Origin of the sequence: Neobacillus niacini, from assembly GCF_046591715.1 — a bacterium.
In the GTDB taxonomy this organism is placed as follows: domain Bacteria; phylum Bacillota; class Bacilli; order Bacillales; family Cytobacillaceae; genus Neobacillus; species Neobacillus niacini_L.
The window spans coordinates 38,386-55,013 of record NZ_JAWVNQ010000007.1 but is presented as its reverse complement, the minus strand read 5'-3'; the positions used below and the strand labels follow the sequence as shown (position 1 = coordinate 55,013).

The 16,628-nt window shown below is 42.1% G+C and carries 16 protein-coding genes; 12 read left to right on the top strand and 4 right to left on the bottom strand.

What is annotated here, in order from left to right; all coding sequences use genetic code 11:
• Window positions 1-53 precede the first annotated feature (53 nt).
• The 4 genes from SFC47_RS17240 to SFC47_RS17225 all read left to right on the top strand — a co-directional run bounded on the left by SFC47_RS17240 (window position 54) and on the right by SFC47_RS17225 (window position 5,699).
• A complete protein-coding gene (locus tag SFC47_RS17240; protein ID WP_411255546.1) occupies window positions 54-2,174 on the top strand; it encodes a carbohydrate-binding domain-containing protein in 2,121 nt (706 codons plus the stop codon).
• A 303-nt stretch (window positions 2,175-2,477) separates the two neighbouring features.
• The gene (locus tag SFC47_RS17235; RefSeq protein WP_411255545.1) at window positions 2,478-3,437 is read left to right on the top strand and encodes a siderophore ABC transporter substrate-binding protein; all 960 of its coding nucleotides are present in this window, start codon (window positions 2,478-2,480) and stop codon (window positions 3,435-3,437) included.
• A gap of 239 nt (window positions 3,438-3,676) precedes the next feature.
• Window positions 3,677-4,300, top strand: coding sequence for a TetR/AcrR family transcriptional regulator (locus SFC47_RS17230; protein ID WP_411255544.1), 624 nt, complete (start codon window positions 3,677-3,679; stop codon window positions 4,298-4,300).
• Window positions 4,301-4,460: 160 nt separating this feature from the next.
• Window positions 4,461-5,699, top strand: a complete 1,239-nt coding sequence (locus SFC47_RS17225; protein WP_411255543.1) for an aminopeptidase — start codon at window positions 4,461-4,463, stop codon at window positions 5,697-5,699.
• A 128-nt stretch (window positions 5,700-5,827) separates the two neighbouring features.
• Here SFC47_RS17225 and SFC47_RS17220 read toward each other — a convergent pair whose 3' ends face one another.
• The 4 genes from SFC47_RS17220 to SFC47_RS17205 form a co-directional block, all read right to left on the bottom strand.
• On the bottom strand, window positions 5,828-6,289 hold the full coding sequence (locus tag SFC47_RS17220; RefSeq protein WP_411255542.1) for a CBO0543 family protein: 462 nt from the start codon (window positions 6,287-6,289) through the stop codon (window positions 5,828-5,830).
• A complete protein-coding gene (locus SFC47_RS17215; protein ID WP_411255541.1) occupies window positions 6,279-6,782 on the bottom strand; it encodes a CBO0543 family protein in 504 nt (167 codons plus the stop codon). Before SFC47_RS17215 ends, SFC47_RS17220 begins: the two co-directional genes overlap by 11 nt.
• A 226-nt stretch (window positions 6,783-7,008) precedes the next feature.
• The gene (locus tag SFC47_RS17210) at window positions 7,009-8,523 is read right to left on the bottom strand and encodes a DHA2 family efflux MFS transporter permease subunit (protein WP_411255540.1); all 1,515 of its coding nucleotides are present in this window, start codon (window positions 8,521-8,523) and stop codon (window positions 7,009-7,011) included.
• Window positions 8,524-8,549: 26 nt separating this feature from the next.
• A complete protein-coding gene (locus SFC47_RS17205) occupies window positions 8,550-9,164 on the bottom strand; it encodes a TetR/AcrR family transcriptional regulator (RefSeq protein ID WP_411255539.1) in 615 nt (204 codons plus the stop codon).
• A gap of 249 nt (window positions 9,165-9,413) precedes the next feature.
• Between SFC47_RS17205 and SFC47_RS17200 the strand changes: the two genes are divergently transcribed.
• From SFC47_RS17200 to SFC47_RS17165, 8 genes are all read left to right on the top strand, one after another.
• Window positions 9,414-10,058 carry a cupin domain-containing protein gene (locus SFC47_RS17200; RefSeq protein ID WP_411255678.1) on the top strand — a complete coding sequence of 215 codons (645 nt, stop codon included), beginning with the start codon at window positions 9,414-9,416 and terminating at the stop codon, window positions 10,056-10,058.
• Window positions 10,059-10,237: 179 nt separating this feature from the next.
• The gene (gene yhfZ / locus SFC47_RS17195) at window positions 10,238-11,170 is read left to right on the top strand and encodes a GntR family transcriptional regulator YhfZ (RefSeq protein ID WP_411255538.1); all 933 of its coding nucleotides are present in this window, start codon (window positions 10,238-10,240) and stop codon (window positions 11,168-11,170) included.
• A gap of 64 nt (window positions 11,171-11,234) precedes the next feature.
• Window positions 11,235-11,612, top strand: a complete 378-nt coding sequence (locus tag SFC47_RS17190; protein WP_411255537.1) for a PRD domain-containing protein — start codon at window positions 11,235-11,237, stop codon at window positions 11,610-11,612.
• Entirely contained in the window at window positions 11,612-11,968 is a 357-nt protein-coding gene (locus SFC47_RS17185; RefSeq protein WP_411255536.1) for a DUF2620 domain-containing protein, read from the top strand. Before SFC47_RS17190 ends, SFC47_RS17185 begins: the two co-directional genes overlap by 1 nt.
• Window positions 11,969-11,995: 27 nt before the next feature.
• The gene (locus tag SFC47_RS17180) at window positions 11,996-13,288 is read left to right on the top strand and encodes a YhfT family protein (RefSeq protein ID WP_411255535.1); all 1,293 of its coding nucleotides are present in this window, start codon (window positions 11,996-11,998) and stop codon (window positions 13,286-13,288) included.
• Window positions 13,289-13,370: 82 nt separating this feature from the next.
• Window positions 13,371-14,285, top strand: a complete 915-nt coding sequence (locus tag SFC47_RS17175; RefSeq protein ID WP_411255534.1) for a phosphotriesterase family protein — start codon at window positions 13,371-13,373, stop codon at window positions 14,283-14,285.
• Between the two features lie 3 nt (window positions 14,286-14,288).
• A complete protein-coding gene (locus SFC47_RS17170; RefSeq protein WP_411255533.1) occupies window positions 14,289-15,425 on the top strand; it encodes an aminotransferase class V-fold PLP-dependent enzyme in 1,137 nt (378 codons plus the stop codon).
• 42 nt (window positions 15,426-15,467) lie between these two features.
• Window positions 15,468-16,628: a YhfX family PLP-dependent enzyme gene (locus tag SFC47_RS17165; protein ID WP_411255532.1), complete on the top strand. Its 1,161-nt coding sequence runs from the start codon at window positions 15,468-15,470 to the stop codon at window positions 16,626-16,628.

Sequence of the window (16,628 nt, the reverse complement as noted above, 5' to 3'; positions counted from 1 at the left end):
GTGGCGTATAGGGAAGACAACCAGCAAATTTTATCAAAAAGGAGCTAATCATATTGAAAAAGAAATTAAAGTTGGCTGCACCGCTTTTGTGCTCGGCGCTTCTTTTTGGCTGCAGCAATAATAGCAGCGAGAGTGACAATAGCAGCGTGACTACGGTAAAAGCAGAAAGTTTGAGCACCATTGGTGATAAAAATATTGCCGATGTCATTAGCGGAATCGTTACGTATGACAATGATGACCTTTACAGTGATTGGAAAAGTGAGGATCCCACAACCATTAATCTAACGGGCACTGGAGCGGAGGTTGATGAATCCGGTGGAGGGGCAATGGTTGATGGATCTATCATCACCATTAAAACGTCAGGAACCTATGTGATCAGCGGAAAGCTGAACGATGGGCAAATTATTGTTGATGCCGAAGACAAAGCAACTGTTCGGCTTGTCCTGAATGGGGCGGAAATCAATTCCTCTCAGAACTCACCGATTTATGTGAAGAAGGCGGAAAAAACGGTCATTTCTCTTGAGGAAGGGACGAAGAATTCAATCACGGATGGAAAAACCTATCAACTTGAAGGCTCGGAGGATGAACCGAATGCGGCAATCTTCAGCAAAGATGACCTCACGATTAATGGTACGGGGAAGTTGATGGTCACGGGAAATTACAATAATGGGATTACCAGCAAAGATGATTTAAAGATTACGGGCGGAGCCATTGAGATCGAGGCAGCTGATGATGGACTGATGGGCCGTGATTTATTGGCTGTTAAGGATGGAAAAATCACTATTCATGCAGGCGGCGATGGTGTAAAATCCACGAACGATAAAGATGCTTCTAAAGGAGTTATTGCCATTGAAGGTGGAGAATTTGATTTAGTTGCGGCCAATGATGGAGTCCAGGCGGTAACCTCGTTATTGATTGCTGATGGAGACTTTAGCATCTCAACCGGCGGCGGAAGCCCTGAAGTGGTTGGAAATAAAGGGGGCGGGGGCCAAAGTCCAGGCCAGACTGCAACCACTTCTACGACGGCTGCTTCCATATCGGAATCGGATAGTGCAAAAGGCTTGAAGGCTGGAACAGAGGTCGGCATTGGCGGCGGTACCTTTAAGATTGATTCCTTAGATGATGCTGTTCACAGTAATAACAGTGTAACGATCACGGGTGGAAAAATGGCCATTGCCACTGGTGATGACGGGATTCATGGCGATTCAGCGGTGTTTGCGAATGGCGGTGATATCAGTATTAGCAAAAGTTATGAAGGAATTGAGAGTTTGGTTATTACCATTGTAGCAGGGAACATCGAGATCAATTCAAGTGATGATGGTATCAATGTTGGCGGCGGTGTGGATGGGTCTAACCCTGACATGCAATCAACTACATCGGATAGCAACCTCCTTTCTATTCAAGGCGGTAATATTTACGTGAATGCACAGGGAGACGGTTTGGATTCGAATGGATCGATTGCGATGACAGGTGGAACCGTGATGGTCAGCGGTCCGACGAATAATGGCAATGGGTCTCTGGATTATGATCAAAGCTTTGATATTTCTGGGGGCTTGCTGATTGCTGCAGGAAGTTCTGGGATGGTGCAGGCTTCATCAGAGAGTTCAAAACAAAATTCCATTATAATGACTTATCCTGAAACACAGGCAGGAGGAACAATCCTGCATTTGGAAGACAGCAAAGGGAATTCGATTGCAACCTTTGCACCTGAAAAAGACTACCAAGCTGTATTCATCAGTTCTCCTGAGCTTGAAAAGGATGGAACTTATACACTTTACTCGCATGGCTCTGCGACCGGAAAGGAATCGAATGGGCTGTATACGGATGGAGAATATTCAGGTGGTAAGAAGGTAGTTGAATTTACAATTGCCGATTCTGTAACCTGGCTGGATGAATCTGGAGTTACTACCGCTAAAAGCTTCGGACCAGGCGGAAGCGGTGGTCCGGGTGGCGGCCGCGGAGGGCAGGCCCCGATGGATGGAGGCCAACCCCCAATGGATGGAGGTCAACCGCCAATGGATGGAGGACCTGGCGATATGTTTTCCAACCTAGATGAAGAAACAAAAGCAAAAGCACAAGAAATCATGGAAAAAGAACGTGCCGGAACCATAACCAGAGAAGAAGCACAAGCCCAGCTTGCAGAACTTGGGATAGAATTTGGAAGAAGACCGTAGGAAAGACCGTAGGGACGGTTCTCGTGGACACAATTAGCAAAAAAAGACCGGGAGAACCGTCCCTCTGGTCACCAACAAACAATTGAAAATTATTCTCAATTACCTATTGACACCAATTGTCTGAAAATATATCATATAAATCATGATAATGATAATCATTTTCAACTACAGCAAAAAACTAGGAGCTGATATAAATTTAGATTTAATTAATAGACAGATAGATTTTTAACTACCTAGAAGGAGCGATACAAACGGCTGTACATAAGTATCTTGAATAAATTTAATTAAAAGGAGACAAGACAGATGAAAAAACTACGGTTTATTTCTATTATGTTTGCATTTATTTTATTATTAGCTGCATGTGGCACCGCAGAGGAAACGAACAAATCTACAGGTTCTGAAGGAGAAAAGACAGAAGAAAAGTCAAAAGAAGTGACCATTACCCATAAATACGGAGAAGTAACCCTTGAAAAGAACCCTAAGAAAGTAGTTGTATTTGATTTTGGCGTACTTGATGCGTTAGATACATTGGGTGTAGAGATCGCGGCGCTTCCCCAAGCAATCGTCCCTAAGACGTTAGAGAAATATGCAGGTTCAGAATATACCAATGTTGGAAGCTTAAAAGAACCTGATTTTGAAGCACTGCATGAATTACAGCCAGATGTTATTTTTATCTCAGGAAGACAAGCTGAGCTTTATGACCAATTTGCTGAAATCGCTCCAACGGTATTTGTAGAGGTAGATTATGCAAACTATATGGGTTCACTAGAGAAGAATTTTAAACTCTTAGCTGAGGTTTTTGAAAAGGAAGACGAACTTGATTCCAAAATGAATGAGTTAACAGCAAGTATCGACGAGCTAAATAAGGAAGCATCCGCAGCTGACAGCAAAGCGTTGATCTTATTGGCGAATGAAGGAAAAATAAGTGCCTTTGGCCCAGCGTCACGCTATGGTTTTGTGCATGATGTGTTTGGTTTCAAAGCAGTAGACGAAAACCTTGAAGTGTCACAGCACGGTCAAAGCGTTACGTTCGAGTATATCTTAGAAAAAAATCCAGATGTTCTCTTTGTAATCGACCGCTCTGCCGCAATTGGCGGTGAAGTAGGGGCTAAAGAAACCATTGAAAATGAGTTGGTACAGAAAACAAATGCCTATAAAAATGGAAAAATCATCTACCTAGACGCCGTAAACTGGTACATTGCAGGTAATGGAATTACCTCAACAAAATCCATGGTAGATGAAGTAAAAGCAGCATTAGAATAGAAGGAAAGCCGGAACCATGTTCCGGCTTTTATTTTTGTGTCCAGGTGACCATGGGGACGGTTCTCGCGGTCACAATGAACACGGAAAGACCAAGAGAACCGTCCCCGCGGTCACACCCGCGATCACATTAACCCCAAAAAGACCAAGAGAACCGTCCCCATGGTCACCCATGGTCATTTTTTTCCTAGGATGGTATATTCTTAGTAAAAAGGCAGTGCCAAGGATGGGGGGTGTTTTATGTGCCGAAGGTATCTGCAGATTATAAAGCGAAGCGAAGGCAAGAGGTTATTGAGAGTGCTCTTTTATGTTTTGCAGAAAAAGGGTTTGAATCATCCACAATGGATGATATTGTTGAACGCTCTGGCACCAGCAAAGGGCTTGTTTATAACTATTTTAAAAGTAAAGAAGAACTTTATACTTCCTTAATGGAAGAAAGAAGCAGCAAAATGTTTTTCACTTTTAGGGAGAAATTTCAGCAGTTACATACAGCAACAGAGAAATTAAAGGAAATCTTTTCCTATTACCAAGAGGCCCTTAAAAAAGAGGGATATCAGGATTATTTAAAAGTCCATTTTGAATGGATTATTTATGCGTCAAGGAATGTAAAACTGAAACAAAAAATGGTTGATCGCTTTGAAAAAGAAGTGTGTGCATTTGTAGAAGAGATTATTAATGAAGGTATTGCAAATGGCGAATTTAATCCAAATCTTGCTACAGGTTCAGTGGCAGCCATTTTTTGGGCCAAAGTAGATGGAATATCACTGGCCTATGCTCTTACGGGGAATCAGGATCAGTATAGAGATAGCCTCATTGAATCAGAAAAGATGCTAATGAAGTACCTTACAACCCAGCTCAATAAATAAAAGAATGGCCAGCCATAAGGTGAAGATACTCTGAACTGGCCCGAATCAAGCTGGGTGGATTCTAAATTATTTGAAATTTCAAACCTAAATACTATACAAAATTTAAAGAAGTCACTTATAATAGACTCATCAGTCTATTTTATTTTTAGGAGGAGTATCCATGAAAAGCTTTGAAGATAAATTGGATCAATATGCTGAACTCGTGGTCAAAATCGGTCTTAACATCCAAAAAGGACAGAGATTACTAATCAATTCTCCAATTGAAGCCGCTGAATTCACACGGAGAGTTACAAAATATGCATATGAACTCGGATGTAAACGAGTGTTTGTAGACTGGGTTGATACCGGACTTAATCGAATTCATTATTTACATGCATCGGAGGATGTTTTAAAAGATTTCACTCAACCATGGGAAATTGATAAGTACAATAGCCTGGCAGATCATAACGACTGTATGTTGTTTATTGCAGGTACGGATCCAAATGCATACGCGAATATCCCGCCTGAACGAATTATGTATGTTCAAAAAAACGCAGGTGACAAACTGCAATCGATCTCTCAAAAAAGAATCAATGGTGATGTGCCTTGGGCAATCATTGGCTACCCTACTGAGGCTTGGGCCGAAAGTATTTTTCCAAATTTGAAAACAGACGAAGCGGTTGCTGCATTATGGGAAGCAATTTTTAAAACAGTAAGAATCGATCAACCCGATCCAATCGCAGCGTGGCAGGAACATTCAGCTGCTCTTACAAAAAAAGTTGATTATTTGAACGAACAGAACTTTAAAACACTGCATTACAAGTCAAAAGGAACCGATCTTAGCATCGATCTTCATCCCGATCACAAATGGGTAGGCGGGGGGCATCCATCCACTTTTGGAACCACTTACATCCCAAATCTTCCAACAGAGGAAGTGTTTACGACTCCTCATAAGTTTGGGGTAAATGGAACCGTGACGAGTAAGAAACCATTATCTGCATTAGGGAACTTGATCGAGAACTTCTCACTCACATTTAAAGAAGGAAAAGTGGTTGATTTTTCAGCGGAAAAAGGCTATGAGACGTTGAAACAGCTTCTTAATTTGGATGAAGGGATGCTCTATCTTGGTGAAGTGGCTCTTGTCCCACACGATTCCCCTATTTCGAACTCCGGTATTATCTTTAATAATACCTTGTTTGATGAGAATGCATCCTGCCACTTGGCGATTGGAAACGCGATTACCATGGCACTTAAGGATACAAACGTTTCGACTAAAGAGGACTATGCGAAAAGAGACATCAACCATAGCAGCGGTCACACTGACTTTATGATTGGTTCTGCAGATCTTGAGATTGAAGCGGAATATCATGATGGCAGAAAAATTCCCTTGTTCAGAAATGGAAACTGGGCAAATCTTTAAAGCAGTATGATTTAGGGGGGGATGGCGGAGAATGTGTACGATGACCGTGGGGACGGTTCTCGCGGTCACAATTTAACAAAAAGACCAGGAGAACCGTCCCCATGGTCTCCCCCATGGTCTCCTGGAATTTACCCCTTTCGAAAAAACCAGACACAAAATAAACGAGTGATAAATAACGCAAGGCCAATGGTAATGAGTGAAATATACCACTCCCAATGGATGTAATTGATGGTGTCGGTATATTTTTCAATAATGACTTCAGCGATTGTTAACGCGGAGCTGACTCCTAAGTAATACCCGAATTGAATAAATTTGCTTCGATTTTGGGGATACCAGACATTAAAGGCGGCACAAATGACTGGAAAAGCAAAAAATTCATAGGTGAAGCTCGTTCGATTGATAGAAGCAAAAAAACGAGTTGGATACTCTATCAGCCCAAATTCTACGACCAGTAATCCAAAAAGAAACGTAATCATCTGTTGGGACAAAAAGGCCACTACTGCCAATCGAAATCTATCTTTCGGAATGCAAAAAAGGATTCCTGCTGCAACTATGTATACGGATGATAGCAGCCACCATTCAATTCTCATTCATTTTCCACCGCTCCGTCTGAAACATGGATTGATCCTTAAAGAACCAATTACAACACACTTGACTCACATAAAAGAGAAATCCAATGTAGATCCACATTCCATACCATTTCAAAATTTCATACTCTAATAAATCCGTATATCGTTCAAGAACAATATCAAATAATGCAGCGGCAGTCACCCAAACAAAATAGTAGGTGAATCTGACTATCAGGCTGGCGCCTATTTTCCTATGGACATAATATATTGCAAACAATACCGGATAAAAAAAATAATCGATGGTAAGGGGGAGGTCAGCTGCTTTTGGAAGCTCTCGGAAAGGCGCCCTTAATAAATCATATTTAAAAGCAGGCATATCACAAAGCCAGATGATGGCTTGAAACATCAAGAATGCCAAGAACCCCTTGCGCCAATCTTTGCGAGGAACAAACAGAAAGAAGCCAATAATGCCAAACAGCCACATTGCAACCAGGATCATATGCTCCATTCGCATGGCAAAACTCCCCCTCACATGATTGAATTCCAAGCAATCTGTTCCATTCCACATGGTAACCTATAGAAATAAAAGGATATTAGTATTTATTTGCATATCTTTATTAATAAATACATGCTTAATGTGAGTGGGGGCAGGGGGACGGTTCTCGCGGTCACGAATATCTTTATTGTTATCGGTCCACGCAAAAAAAGACCATGAGAACCGTCCCCAAGGTCTTTTTCTCTTAATTTGTCTGCGCTGCAGGCTTGATTTGTGCGCGTCCCTGCTGTTCTAGTTTTCTGACGACATCTTCGCTTGTGTCGACGCGTTTGACGAATAGTGCTAATACTAGAGCGACGATGTTAATCACTAATGTCACATAGAAGGAGTATTGAATTCCGGCTAGTAAGGCTTGCTGTGTTAATAAAGCAGTTGATGCTTCGGTTAGAGTTGTTGGATCGACACCAGTCATCAGGCTTTGTGCTTCTGTTTTTGTAACAGAGTTCATAATTGTAACGAGAACCGCTGTACCGATGGAACCAGACACTTGCTGAGCCGTGTTGTTAATCGCTGTACCATGTGGATTTAACACAGTTGGTAACTGATTTAACCCGTTTGTCATAATTGGCATCATCACCATGGACATCCCTAACATACGCAGCGTGTACACCATAACAATATAGGTATAGCTAGAATCAATTTGTAAATGCGCCAGCATATATGTGGATAAGCCAGTAATTGTAAGCCCGATAACCGCTAGTACACGCGGACCAAATTTATCAAATAACTTACCCGTGATAGGCGACATAATCCCCATCACAACCGCACCTGGCAGCATCATTAAACCTGAATCAAGTGGTGAAATCCCACGAACGTTCTGTACATAGGCAGGTGTTAAAATCATCCCTGAGAACATGGCGATTGCGTTAACGATAGCAATTACTGATCCAAGAGCAAACATCGGATACTTATAGACACGTAAGTCTAACAATGGCTCATCCATTTTTAATTGGCGAACAATAAAGGCGATTAAAGCAATACCGCCAACGATGATTGTAGTTAAAACGATAGTATCGTCCCAGCCATCCGAGCTTGCAGAACTTACCCCATAAAGTAACCCGCCAAAACCGATCGACGACAATATTACTGATAGGTAATCTAGAGTGGCATTTTTGTTTTGTTCCATTACATTTTCAAGCTTCCAAACAGCTAATAATAAACTAATGACAGCTAATGGTAAAATCATTTCAAACAGTAAGCGCCAGTCGTAGTATTCTACGATATAACCGGAAAGTGTCGGTCCGATGGCTGGGGCAGTAATCATAACTAACCCGAAAATCCCCATTGCTGCACCGCGTTTTTCACGCGGGAAGCTGACTAACATAATATTCATTAACAATGGTCCCATCACAGAAGAACCAGCTGCTTGAATCATCCGCCCTGCTAATAAGAGGCCAAAGTTTGGTGCAAAAGCGGCTAGTGCTGTACCTAGTGTGAACAGTACCATTGATGTGATGTATAAACTGCGATTCGAAAAGCGTGTCAGCAAAAAGGCTGATGCCGGGATTAAGATTCCGCTGACGAGCATATAGCCTGTAGCCAGCCATTGTACGGTTGAATAGTCTTTAATGCCTAAATCAACCATGATTGAAGGCAGAGCCACATTTAACAGCGAGTTATTTAAAAAAGAGACAAATGCCCCAACAAATAAAATCGCAATCATTAAATATGGTGGTTTTTTTTGTAACGATGTATCCATATATGTTTTCTCCCCTTTGTGTTTCGTTATTTCTTCTGTAATCCTCTCTTAAGTAAATCTATTTGTGTCAGATAATTTCTTAGTGCTTCTTCATCGGTATAATCCTTCACGAAAAGTTGAACAATATTTTGGAAGGTCACGCCCATCAGAATTTTTAATACATGATGCAATTCTTGATCATCCTGTATGTTCAAATTGCTGGTATCGATTAATTTAAGAGTACTAAGAAACTGGTTCTTCTGATTTTCCTCGTAAACATTACTTGCTAAGGTCTTTTCATGCTTATAGTTCATATTTAAATAAACATTTTTGAAAAAGTTTTTGTGTTCCTCGTTTCGATGAACCTCAATCATAAATTGAAAAGTAGCAATAAACGTCTCAAATAAATCTCCATTTTTCTCATTTAGGACGGAAATAAATCGTTTATTATTCTTCTCAGCTAGTCGAGTCAGCAAGTAATAAAATAGATCGTCTTTATCCTCAAAATATTGATAAAAGCTGCCCCTAGGAATTCCAGCACTTTTGATGATGTTAGCAACGGAAGCTTCATGTAAGGGAGCTCGAGAAAATTCCTGTTTCGCAGCCTGAATTAATGTATCCTGTTTATCCTTCGATAAGTGAAAAAACGTTTGTTTTGGCATAAATTCATTCTCCTATCATTCAATGTGACACCCTGTCATAATTGAGCACCTACAGATTATATATGACACCGTGTCATAAAGTCAACAAAAAAGTGACACAGTGTCACAAAAGACCATGGGGACGGTTCTCGCGGTCACAACCAGACCAACATACACACTAACCAAAAAAGACCAGGAGAACCGTCCCTACGGCAACTGCATAAGTTAATTTGTAGAAAAAATATATAGATGAAGGAAGGAAATATTTATATGGTTACGAACTTGGACTATTCTTCATCCACAGCACAGTTTACCTTTGATATAAATACAAGCCCAGTAATGAAAAAGGATCATCAAAACTATATTAATGTTTTGGGGATTAAGCAGCTTAATACACTTGAAAATGTGTCTTTACTCGATATTTTCTTAAGTAAGGGTAACGTGATTGAACCACATTATCATCAGAATGCGGCGGAACTCGTTTACTGCATTTCTGGAGCCGCAGTGGTTTCAATCCTGAATCCATATACCAAGCAAATTCAAAATTACCCAATTACACCCGGTCAAGTAGCCAACGTCCCTCACGGCTGGTGGCATTATGAAGTGGCGACGGCTGATAACACACACCTATTAGCGATTTTTAATGCACCAACGCCTGAAGTCATTCTAGGATCCGACCTCATAAAGTTGACACCTTCGGATATTATGGCCCACACCTATTGCCTCGATGAAAACCAATGGAAAGAAGCAATCAAACCAGTTCAGCCCTCTACATTTATAGGTCCAACGAAATCCTGCGAAAGAAGAAAACGAAGAAACGAATCATATTTTGGTAACCACAACCAAACCACCGGTTATATTGCACCAACATATTATCAACCACAGTATCGGAATCCTTATTGGCCGGAATATTAAAAGACCATGGGGACGGTTCTCGCGGTCACCAACACGAGCAAAAAAGACCAAGAGAACCGTCCCCATGGACACCCATGGACACTTTAATGTTTTAGTAGTTGAATTAAAATGATGTAAGCGTTATACTAAGTATGTACAGAATACGAGATTTTGTATATTGAGAATAAAGAGGTATTTACATGAGTCGAATTTGGGAAAGTTTATATTCGAAAAATGGTTTAGCAGCAAAGTTTATTGCGAAGGAATTAATCCAGGTTCTTGAAGGGGAGAGAATCCCGAGAATTAGTGATTTTACAGAAAAACTTTCATTAGGAAGAGGAACGGTTCAGGGAGCGTTAAAGGTGTTGGAGGATTTACATGCGATTTCTCTAGAATCAAGGGGTCATCTTGGTACATTTTTAATAAAGCGGGATCTTAACCTTCTTTATGAAATTGCCGGAATCGGACCAATTGTTGGTGTTATGCCATTGCCGTACTCGCGGAAATATGAAGGTTTAGCAACAGGGATTGTCGAAGGAATCGAGAAGATTCAAAAAAAGTCCGCTCTTGCTTTTATGAGAGGAGCAAAAAATCGCCTGGAAGCACTTAAATCCCGACGTTATGATTTTGCTATTATGTCTGTTTTGGCAGCTGAAGAAGCCATTACAGAATCTGACAACTTGGAAATTCTTCGGGCACTTGGTCCAGAAACGTATGTTACGTCACATAAAGTCTTCTTCTCCGACCAGAAGCAAAAACAAATTACAGCTGGTATGCGTGTGGGAATAGATTATTCATCACCTGACCAAGCCAATATCACCCTCTTGGAATGTGAAGGGCTGGATGTTGAATTTATCGAAGTGAATTATATGCATCTGTTCTCCATGTTGAAAAACGGCAGTATTGATGCGGCGGTGTGGAATTCAGATGAAACAAGGGCACTAAGATCGCTTGCTTCTTCAGGATTTCAATCGAAAAAGGCACAGGAACTTGCAGAAAAAGCATCGATGGCCGCACTGGTGATTGAATCCGAAAGACAGGGGATTAAAGAGCAGCTGGATATGCTGGATTATCACATGGTTATTGAGATACAAAAGCTGGTGGAAGCGGAAAAGAAGTACCCCCACTATTAAACTGGTGGGATATTTCTCTAATGCTATCAATATACTAAATACAGTATACTGGAGGATACAAAAAATGAATTTAACTGATTTAAACGAGAGACTGGACATTCTGTTAACGTCCGCTGTCATCACAAAGAAAGCTGCAGAGGTTGCGACAAGCGCATTTACCCATCTTCAGTCCACTTTGAAAAAGGATGAAATTGACCAGGCTGAAATGCTGTTTACGCATCTGCCAATGGCGCTCTCAAGAATTGAAAAAGAGGAAAAGGTGGAAGCACCGCATCCAGATATGTTAACAGAAGTTAAGAATTCACCATATGCGCCACAGGCGGGCAGGGAAATCGACTATATCCAATCTTTATGGAGTGGGAGATTACCTCAGGAGGAATTAGATTACTTATTGATTCATTATGCGACATTATTACAAGTAAACGAAGGAGGAAATGAATAATGAAGATTGTTATTGGAGGACAGGTTGATAAAAAGGAAATTGAGCAATTAATCAAGGGGCTGGACAGCTCGATTACGACGATGGTTAAATCCGATCTTGAAGCAGCGATGGCAGTGAAAACAGGTCAGGCTGATTATTATGTCGGCGCATGCCATACTGGAGGCGGCGGTGCGCTCGCGATGGCGATTGCCCTATTAGGAATGCCAAATTGTGAAACCGTTTCAATGCCTGGACACCAGCCATCGGCTGAAAAGATTGAAAGCGCTGTAAAGGCAGGGAAAAAAGAGTTTGGCTTTACAGCTGACCATAAGGATCAAGCGGTTCCAATGATTATTAATGCCTTGAAAAATAAATAAAAAATAGGTGTTGGGGGGAATAGAAACATGGAAATGGCGTTTATTATTTTAATTGGTGCGATTGCTGCCATGTTAGCAAATCGAAGTATTGCGGTTTTTAATGACGGGCTTCGCCCCATTGTCTCTGAGCACGTAGAAGGACGGATGACGCGAAGAGACCTTGGCTTCACAGCCTTTGCCATGAGCTTTGGGCTTGTAATCGGCTTCGGAATACCGTTTACCCTTTCCGCTAGTATTATCCTTGTTCATAGTATTTTACTTGGAACAGATATTATCGGTTTAATGACTCCAAAGAATAAATGGGGAACGCCGCTTGCAGCCCTTATTGGCGGTGCTTATGGAGCAGGATTGTTAGTAGGCTTGGAAGGCTTTGTTAAGCTGTTTGATTACCTGCCGCTAAACTTCCTAGAAGCAATGGGAGGCGTTGGAGCACCGGTTGTTGTTACGTTCATGGCATTCCCTGCGTTAGCTGTAGCGATGCAGTTTAGTGTCAAAAAAGGTGTTATCACGTTTATTGTTGCTGCTCTTGTTCGTCAGCTGGCTGTTTGGTTAAATGGCACGGAAGTTTTAAATTTCTCTGGTACTCCTGTCGTACTGAACCAAGAAGGTATGGCGCTTATTGCCGGAATGATCTTTTTAGTTGTATTTGCCATGAAGGAAAAATCAGAAGAGGGTGCTGGTGTTAACCTAGCAGCCATCTTCAGTGATAAGGTTGCGAAAATCAGAAAGAATGTTGTGTTTTTTATGGTGATCGGCGGATTAATCGCTGCTGCAACCAATCTTGCGATTATGGCTGGAGATCCAATTTCGCTGCAATTATTGGCAGATGGTAAAGGATCTGAAGCTGGTTTGGCCGCTGCGGCTCGTGCGCTTGGATTTATTCCGCTAGTAGCGAGTACCGCTATTGTTACCGGAGTATACAGTCCGGTAGGATTTACACTTATCTTCGTTGTCGGCTTCTTCGCGCCGAATGTATGGGTTGCTTTAGTACTTGGAGCGATCATTATCGCGTTAGAAGTTTTCCTATTAAGCTCAATTGCTAAATTCCTAGATAAATATCCTGGTATCCGTAATTCTGGTGAAAACATCCGCGGTGCCATGACGAAGCTCCTTGAAGTGGCGCTATTAATCGGCGGTGCAAATGCTGCTAATACGATTGCCCCAGGATTTGGTTTCTTCTTCATTGCAGGTTTCTATCTGCTGAATGAAATTGCCGGCCGTCCAATTGTCCGCATGGCTGTAGGTCCTGTAGGTGCTATTGCTGTTGGGATTATCGCCAATATCCTTGTTGCGCTTGGATTAATGGTCATTCCGCAGTAGTTTTTGAAAAAAATTGTTTAGAGGCCCTCATTAGCAGGGCCTTTGCAACTAACTCACATCAGAGAAACGGAGTGGAACAAAAATGATACAAACCGTTCTTGGAAAAATTTCGCCTGAAGAATTTGGAGTTTGCTCAGCACATGAGCATCTCTCGATCGATTTATCAAGAATTAAGAAAGACCCTGATACGATTTTAGATGATGAACAGGGCATGATAGAGGAGCTTGAAGACTTCTACCGCCTGGGCGGCAGGTCAATGGTCGAAGTGACCAACGACGGAATGGGCCGAGATGTACTGCGTTTAAAGAGACTAAGTGAAGCGACCGGTGTTCATTTGGTTACATGTACTGGTTTTTATAAGGATCCATTCATCCCTGAATTTGCACATGGCTGGAAGGCTGAACAGTTTGCTGCGCATTTTATCAAGGAAGCAACAGAGGGGATCGGTGACACCGGAATCCTGCCGGGCGTGATTGGTGAAGTAGGTACAAGTCATAATGAAATCAAGCCCATTGAAAGAGAACTGCTGATTGGAGCGGCTATTGCTGGAAAGGCTACGGGTCTTCCTGTCACTACGCACACCACACTAGGAACTCTTGGGTACGAGCAGGTTCAGCTCCTAACGGAATATGGACTGCCGGTCGACCAAATTATTATTGGACATCAGGATTTGAATGCCAATAAGAATGAAGTACTGGCAGTATTGGAAACCGGTGCGTACATTGCATTCGATACGATTGGGAAAGTGAACTATCGTCCTGATGAAGAGCGAGTGGAGTTTTTGCTTGATTTTATTAAGCTTGGATTTGAAAAACAGATTCTACTGTCTGCTGATTTAACACGCAAGTCGCATTGGAAAAAGCACGGAGGTCCTGGGTATGGACTGGTCCTTGAAGACTTTATTCCAAAAATGAAGGCAGCAGGCATTTCACAGGAATTGCTTGATCAATTTTTAATATTGAATCCATCTAGAGCCTTTTCCATAAGGGAGCGATAAAACATGACAACATATAATCGGGCGGAATTAAAGTATGCGTATTCCGTTTTGCCTAGTTTATCTATAGAAGAAGCACAGGAAAAACAATTTAAATTGGTTCATATGATGAGCCGCCATTTTGAAGGAAGACAGTTCCTTTCCATGGGGGACCTTGGGGTTGCTCCAAAATATAAGAGGCCGGAACAGACATATCTTGTTGAAAGAGTGTTAGCTGATTTCTTTGGAACAGAAGATTGTGCCCTGGTCCGAGGTGCCGGAACTGGCGCGATTCGCAACATTTTAAGTATGCTCATGTCGGCAGGTGAGCAGATGTTCATTCATACCGCTCCTGTTTATACGACGACAAAAGAAACGATTCGGATATTAGGGATTAAAACGGTCGCTGCAGATTACAACGATTTGGACAATGTTCGTGCGGCGATTCGAAACCATCCTGATGTAAAAGTGTTTTATGTCCAGCATGCCCGTCAGCAGCCAACAGACCATTACAATCTCGAAGACGTGATCAAGACCGTTAAAGAGGAACGACCTGATTTACCAGTCGTCGTGGATGATAACTATTGTGCGATGAAAATGAAGGGAATTGGTGTAGAGCTGGGGGCAGATTACTCTACATTCTCTGGCTTTAAGCTGCTTGGGCCTGAGGGGATCGCTGTTATTGCAGGGAAAAAGGAAGGTATTGAACGCGTTCATCAGTATAACTACTCTGGCGGCGGTCAGGTACAAGGCTATGAGGCAATGGAAATGCTCCGGATGATGACTTTCGCTCCTGTATCTCTCGCGATCCAAGGGGAGCAAGTGGAAAAGCTTTGTCAGGAATTAAATGAAGGCGCGGTCGATGGAATTCGTACAGCATATATTACCAATGCCCAATCGAAAAACGTAATCGTTGAGCTTGAAGATCCCATTGCACAAGAGGTTATAAAACTAAGTGACACGCACGGTGCAGCGACACACCCAGTTGGAGCGGAATCTAAATATGAAATCATACCGATGATCTACCGCGTCTCTGGAAGCTTTCTAGAAGCTCAGCCTGAATTAAAAGAATATGGATTGCGGATTAATCCGATGAAATCAGGTGCTAACACGATTATTGATATTTTACGAAAAGTAATCCCTTTAGCAAAAGAAAACAAATGATGATCAACTAACTAGAAACTCGTAAAGAAAGGGGGAACTTCGATGTTTTTAGATGTTACTAAGCGTAGAAATCCAAAACTGATCCAAGCAGGTGTGAAGCTGCATCAAGGCGGGGTAATACCCCCGAATACGTATGTGATTGACTTGGATCTTTTAAAAGAGAATGTGGAAGCTTTGGCCAGAAAGGCAAGTGAGCATGATTTCCAGCTTTATTTTATGAGCAAGCAGCTCGGCAGACTTCCCTTTATTGGCCAGTTTATTGCAGAACATGGCATTAAAAAAGCGGTGGCGGTTGAGTTTGATGAAGCAAAGACCCTTTTTGATGGCGGCGTTGAAATTGGAAATGTCGGTCATCTTGTCCAGCCAGGGAAAAATCAATGGCCAGAGGTTTTGTCCTGGAACCCGGAAGTGGTCACACTGTTTTCTTACGACCGTGCGTTGCAGCTTTCGTTAGCAGCGGAAAAAGCAGGGAAAGTCCAGGATGTGATTCTGAAGATTTATCGACCTACAGATTTGATTTATTCTGGGCAGGAAGGCGGTTTTCTGTTAAGCAAACTAGGTGAGGAGATTGAGCAATTAAAGAACCTCAAGGGGATTTCTGTGGTGGGTGTCACAACCTTCCCTAATTTTCAGCTTGCACAAGACAAAACCAAAATGGTGCCTACCTCTAATTTTGAAACCTTATTACAGGCTAAAAAAGTCCTTGAAGATCATGGTATAGAAGTAAAGCAGGTGAACGGACCAAGTGCTACGAGCTGCGAAACGATCCCATTTTTGGCTGAGCAGGGTGTGACACATGGTGAACCAGGACATGCCCTAACGGGAACGACCCCTCTGCATGCTTATTATGACCTAGCAGAGAAGCCGGCGATTGCTTATGTAACAGAAGTCTCGCATGAAGATGAAGAACATTATTATGTGATTGGCGGAGGCTATTATGGCCGTTCGAATCTAACAGGCTGCCTTGTCGGTCATGATGAGAACACCATAATGGAACAGTATGTACCTGCGATTGAACCATCACCAGAAGCGATTGACTACTATGGAGCCATTGAAAAGCCAGAGGGTTTTTCGATTACGGCAGGTGATACAGCAGTTTTCTCCTTTCGAACACAGGTGTTTGTGACGAGAGCGCATGTTGCGCTTGTTAAAGGAATCCAAAGCGGCAAGCCGGAATTGGTTCACTTTGAAAGGAAATGGTAA

Bases quoted from the DNA above. Each gene is read 5' to 3' on its own strand.
- yhfZ (WP_411255538.1), top strand. From the start codon at position 10,238: ATGAGTCGAATTTGGGAAAGTTTATATTCGAAAAATGGTTTAGCAGCA.
- SFC47_RS17210 (WP_411255540.1), bottom strand. From the start codon at position 8,523: ATGGATACATCGTTACAAAAAAAACCACCATATTTAATGATTGCGATT.
- SFC47_RS17225 (WP_411255543.1), top strand. From the start codon at position 4,461: ATGAAAAGCTTTGAAGATAAATTGGATCAATATGCTGAACTCGTGGTC.
- SFC47_RS17185 (WP_411255536.1), top strand. From the start codon at position 11,612: ATGAAGATTGTTATTGGAGGACAGGTTGATAAAAAGGAAATTGAGCAA.
- SFC47_RS17165 (WP_411255532.1), top strand. From the start codon at position 15,468: ATGTTTTTAGATGTTACTAAGCGTAGAAATCCAAAACTGATCCAAGCA.
- SFC47_RS17205 (WP_411255539.1), bottom strand. From the start codon at position 9,164: ATGCCAAAACAAACGTTTTTTCACTTATCGAAGGATAAACAGGATACA.
- SFC47_RS17200 (WP_411255678.1), top strand. From the start codon at position 9,414: ATGGTTACGAACTTGGACTATTCTTCATCCACAGCACAGTTTACCTTT.
- SFC47_RS17170 (WP_411255533.1), top strand. From the start codon at position 14,289: ATGACAACATATAATCGGGCGGAATTAAAGTATGCGTATTCCGTTTTG.
- SFC47_RS17215 (WP_411255541.1), bottom strand. From the start codon at position 6,782: ATGCGAATGGAGCATATGATCCTGGTTGCAATGTGGCTGTTTGGCATT.
- SFC47_RS17190 (WP_411255537.1), top strand. From the start codon at position 11,235: ATGAATTTAACTGATTTAAACGAGAGACTGGACATTCTGTTAACGTCC.
- SFC47_RS17235 (WP_411255545.1), top strand. From the start codon at position 2,478: ATGAAAAAACTACGGTTTATTTCTATTATGTTTGCATTTATTTTATTA.
- SFC47_RS17180 (WP_411255535.1), top strand. From the start codon at position 11,996: ATGGAAATGGCGTTTATTATTTTAATTGGTGCGATTGCTGCCATGTTA.
- SFC47_RS17220 (WP_411255542.1), bottom strand. From the start codon at position 6,289: ATGAGAATTGAATGGTGGCTGCTATCATCCGTATACATAGTTGCAGCA.
- SFC47_RS17175 (WP_411255534.1), top strand. From the start codon at position 13,371: ATGATACAAACCGTTCTTGGAAAAATTTCGCCTGAAGAATTTGGAGTT.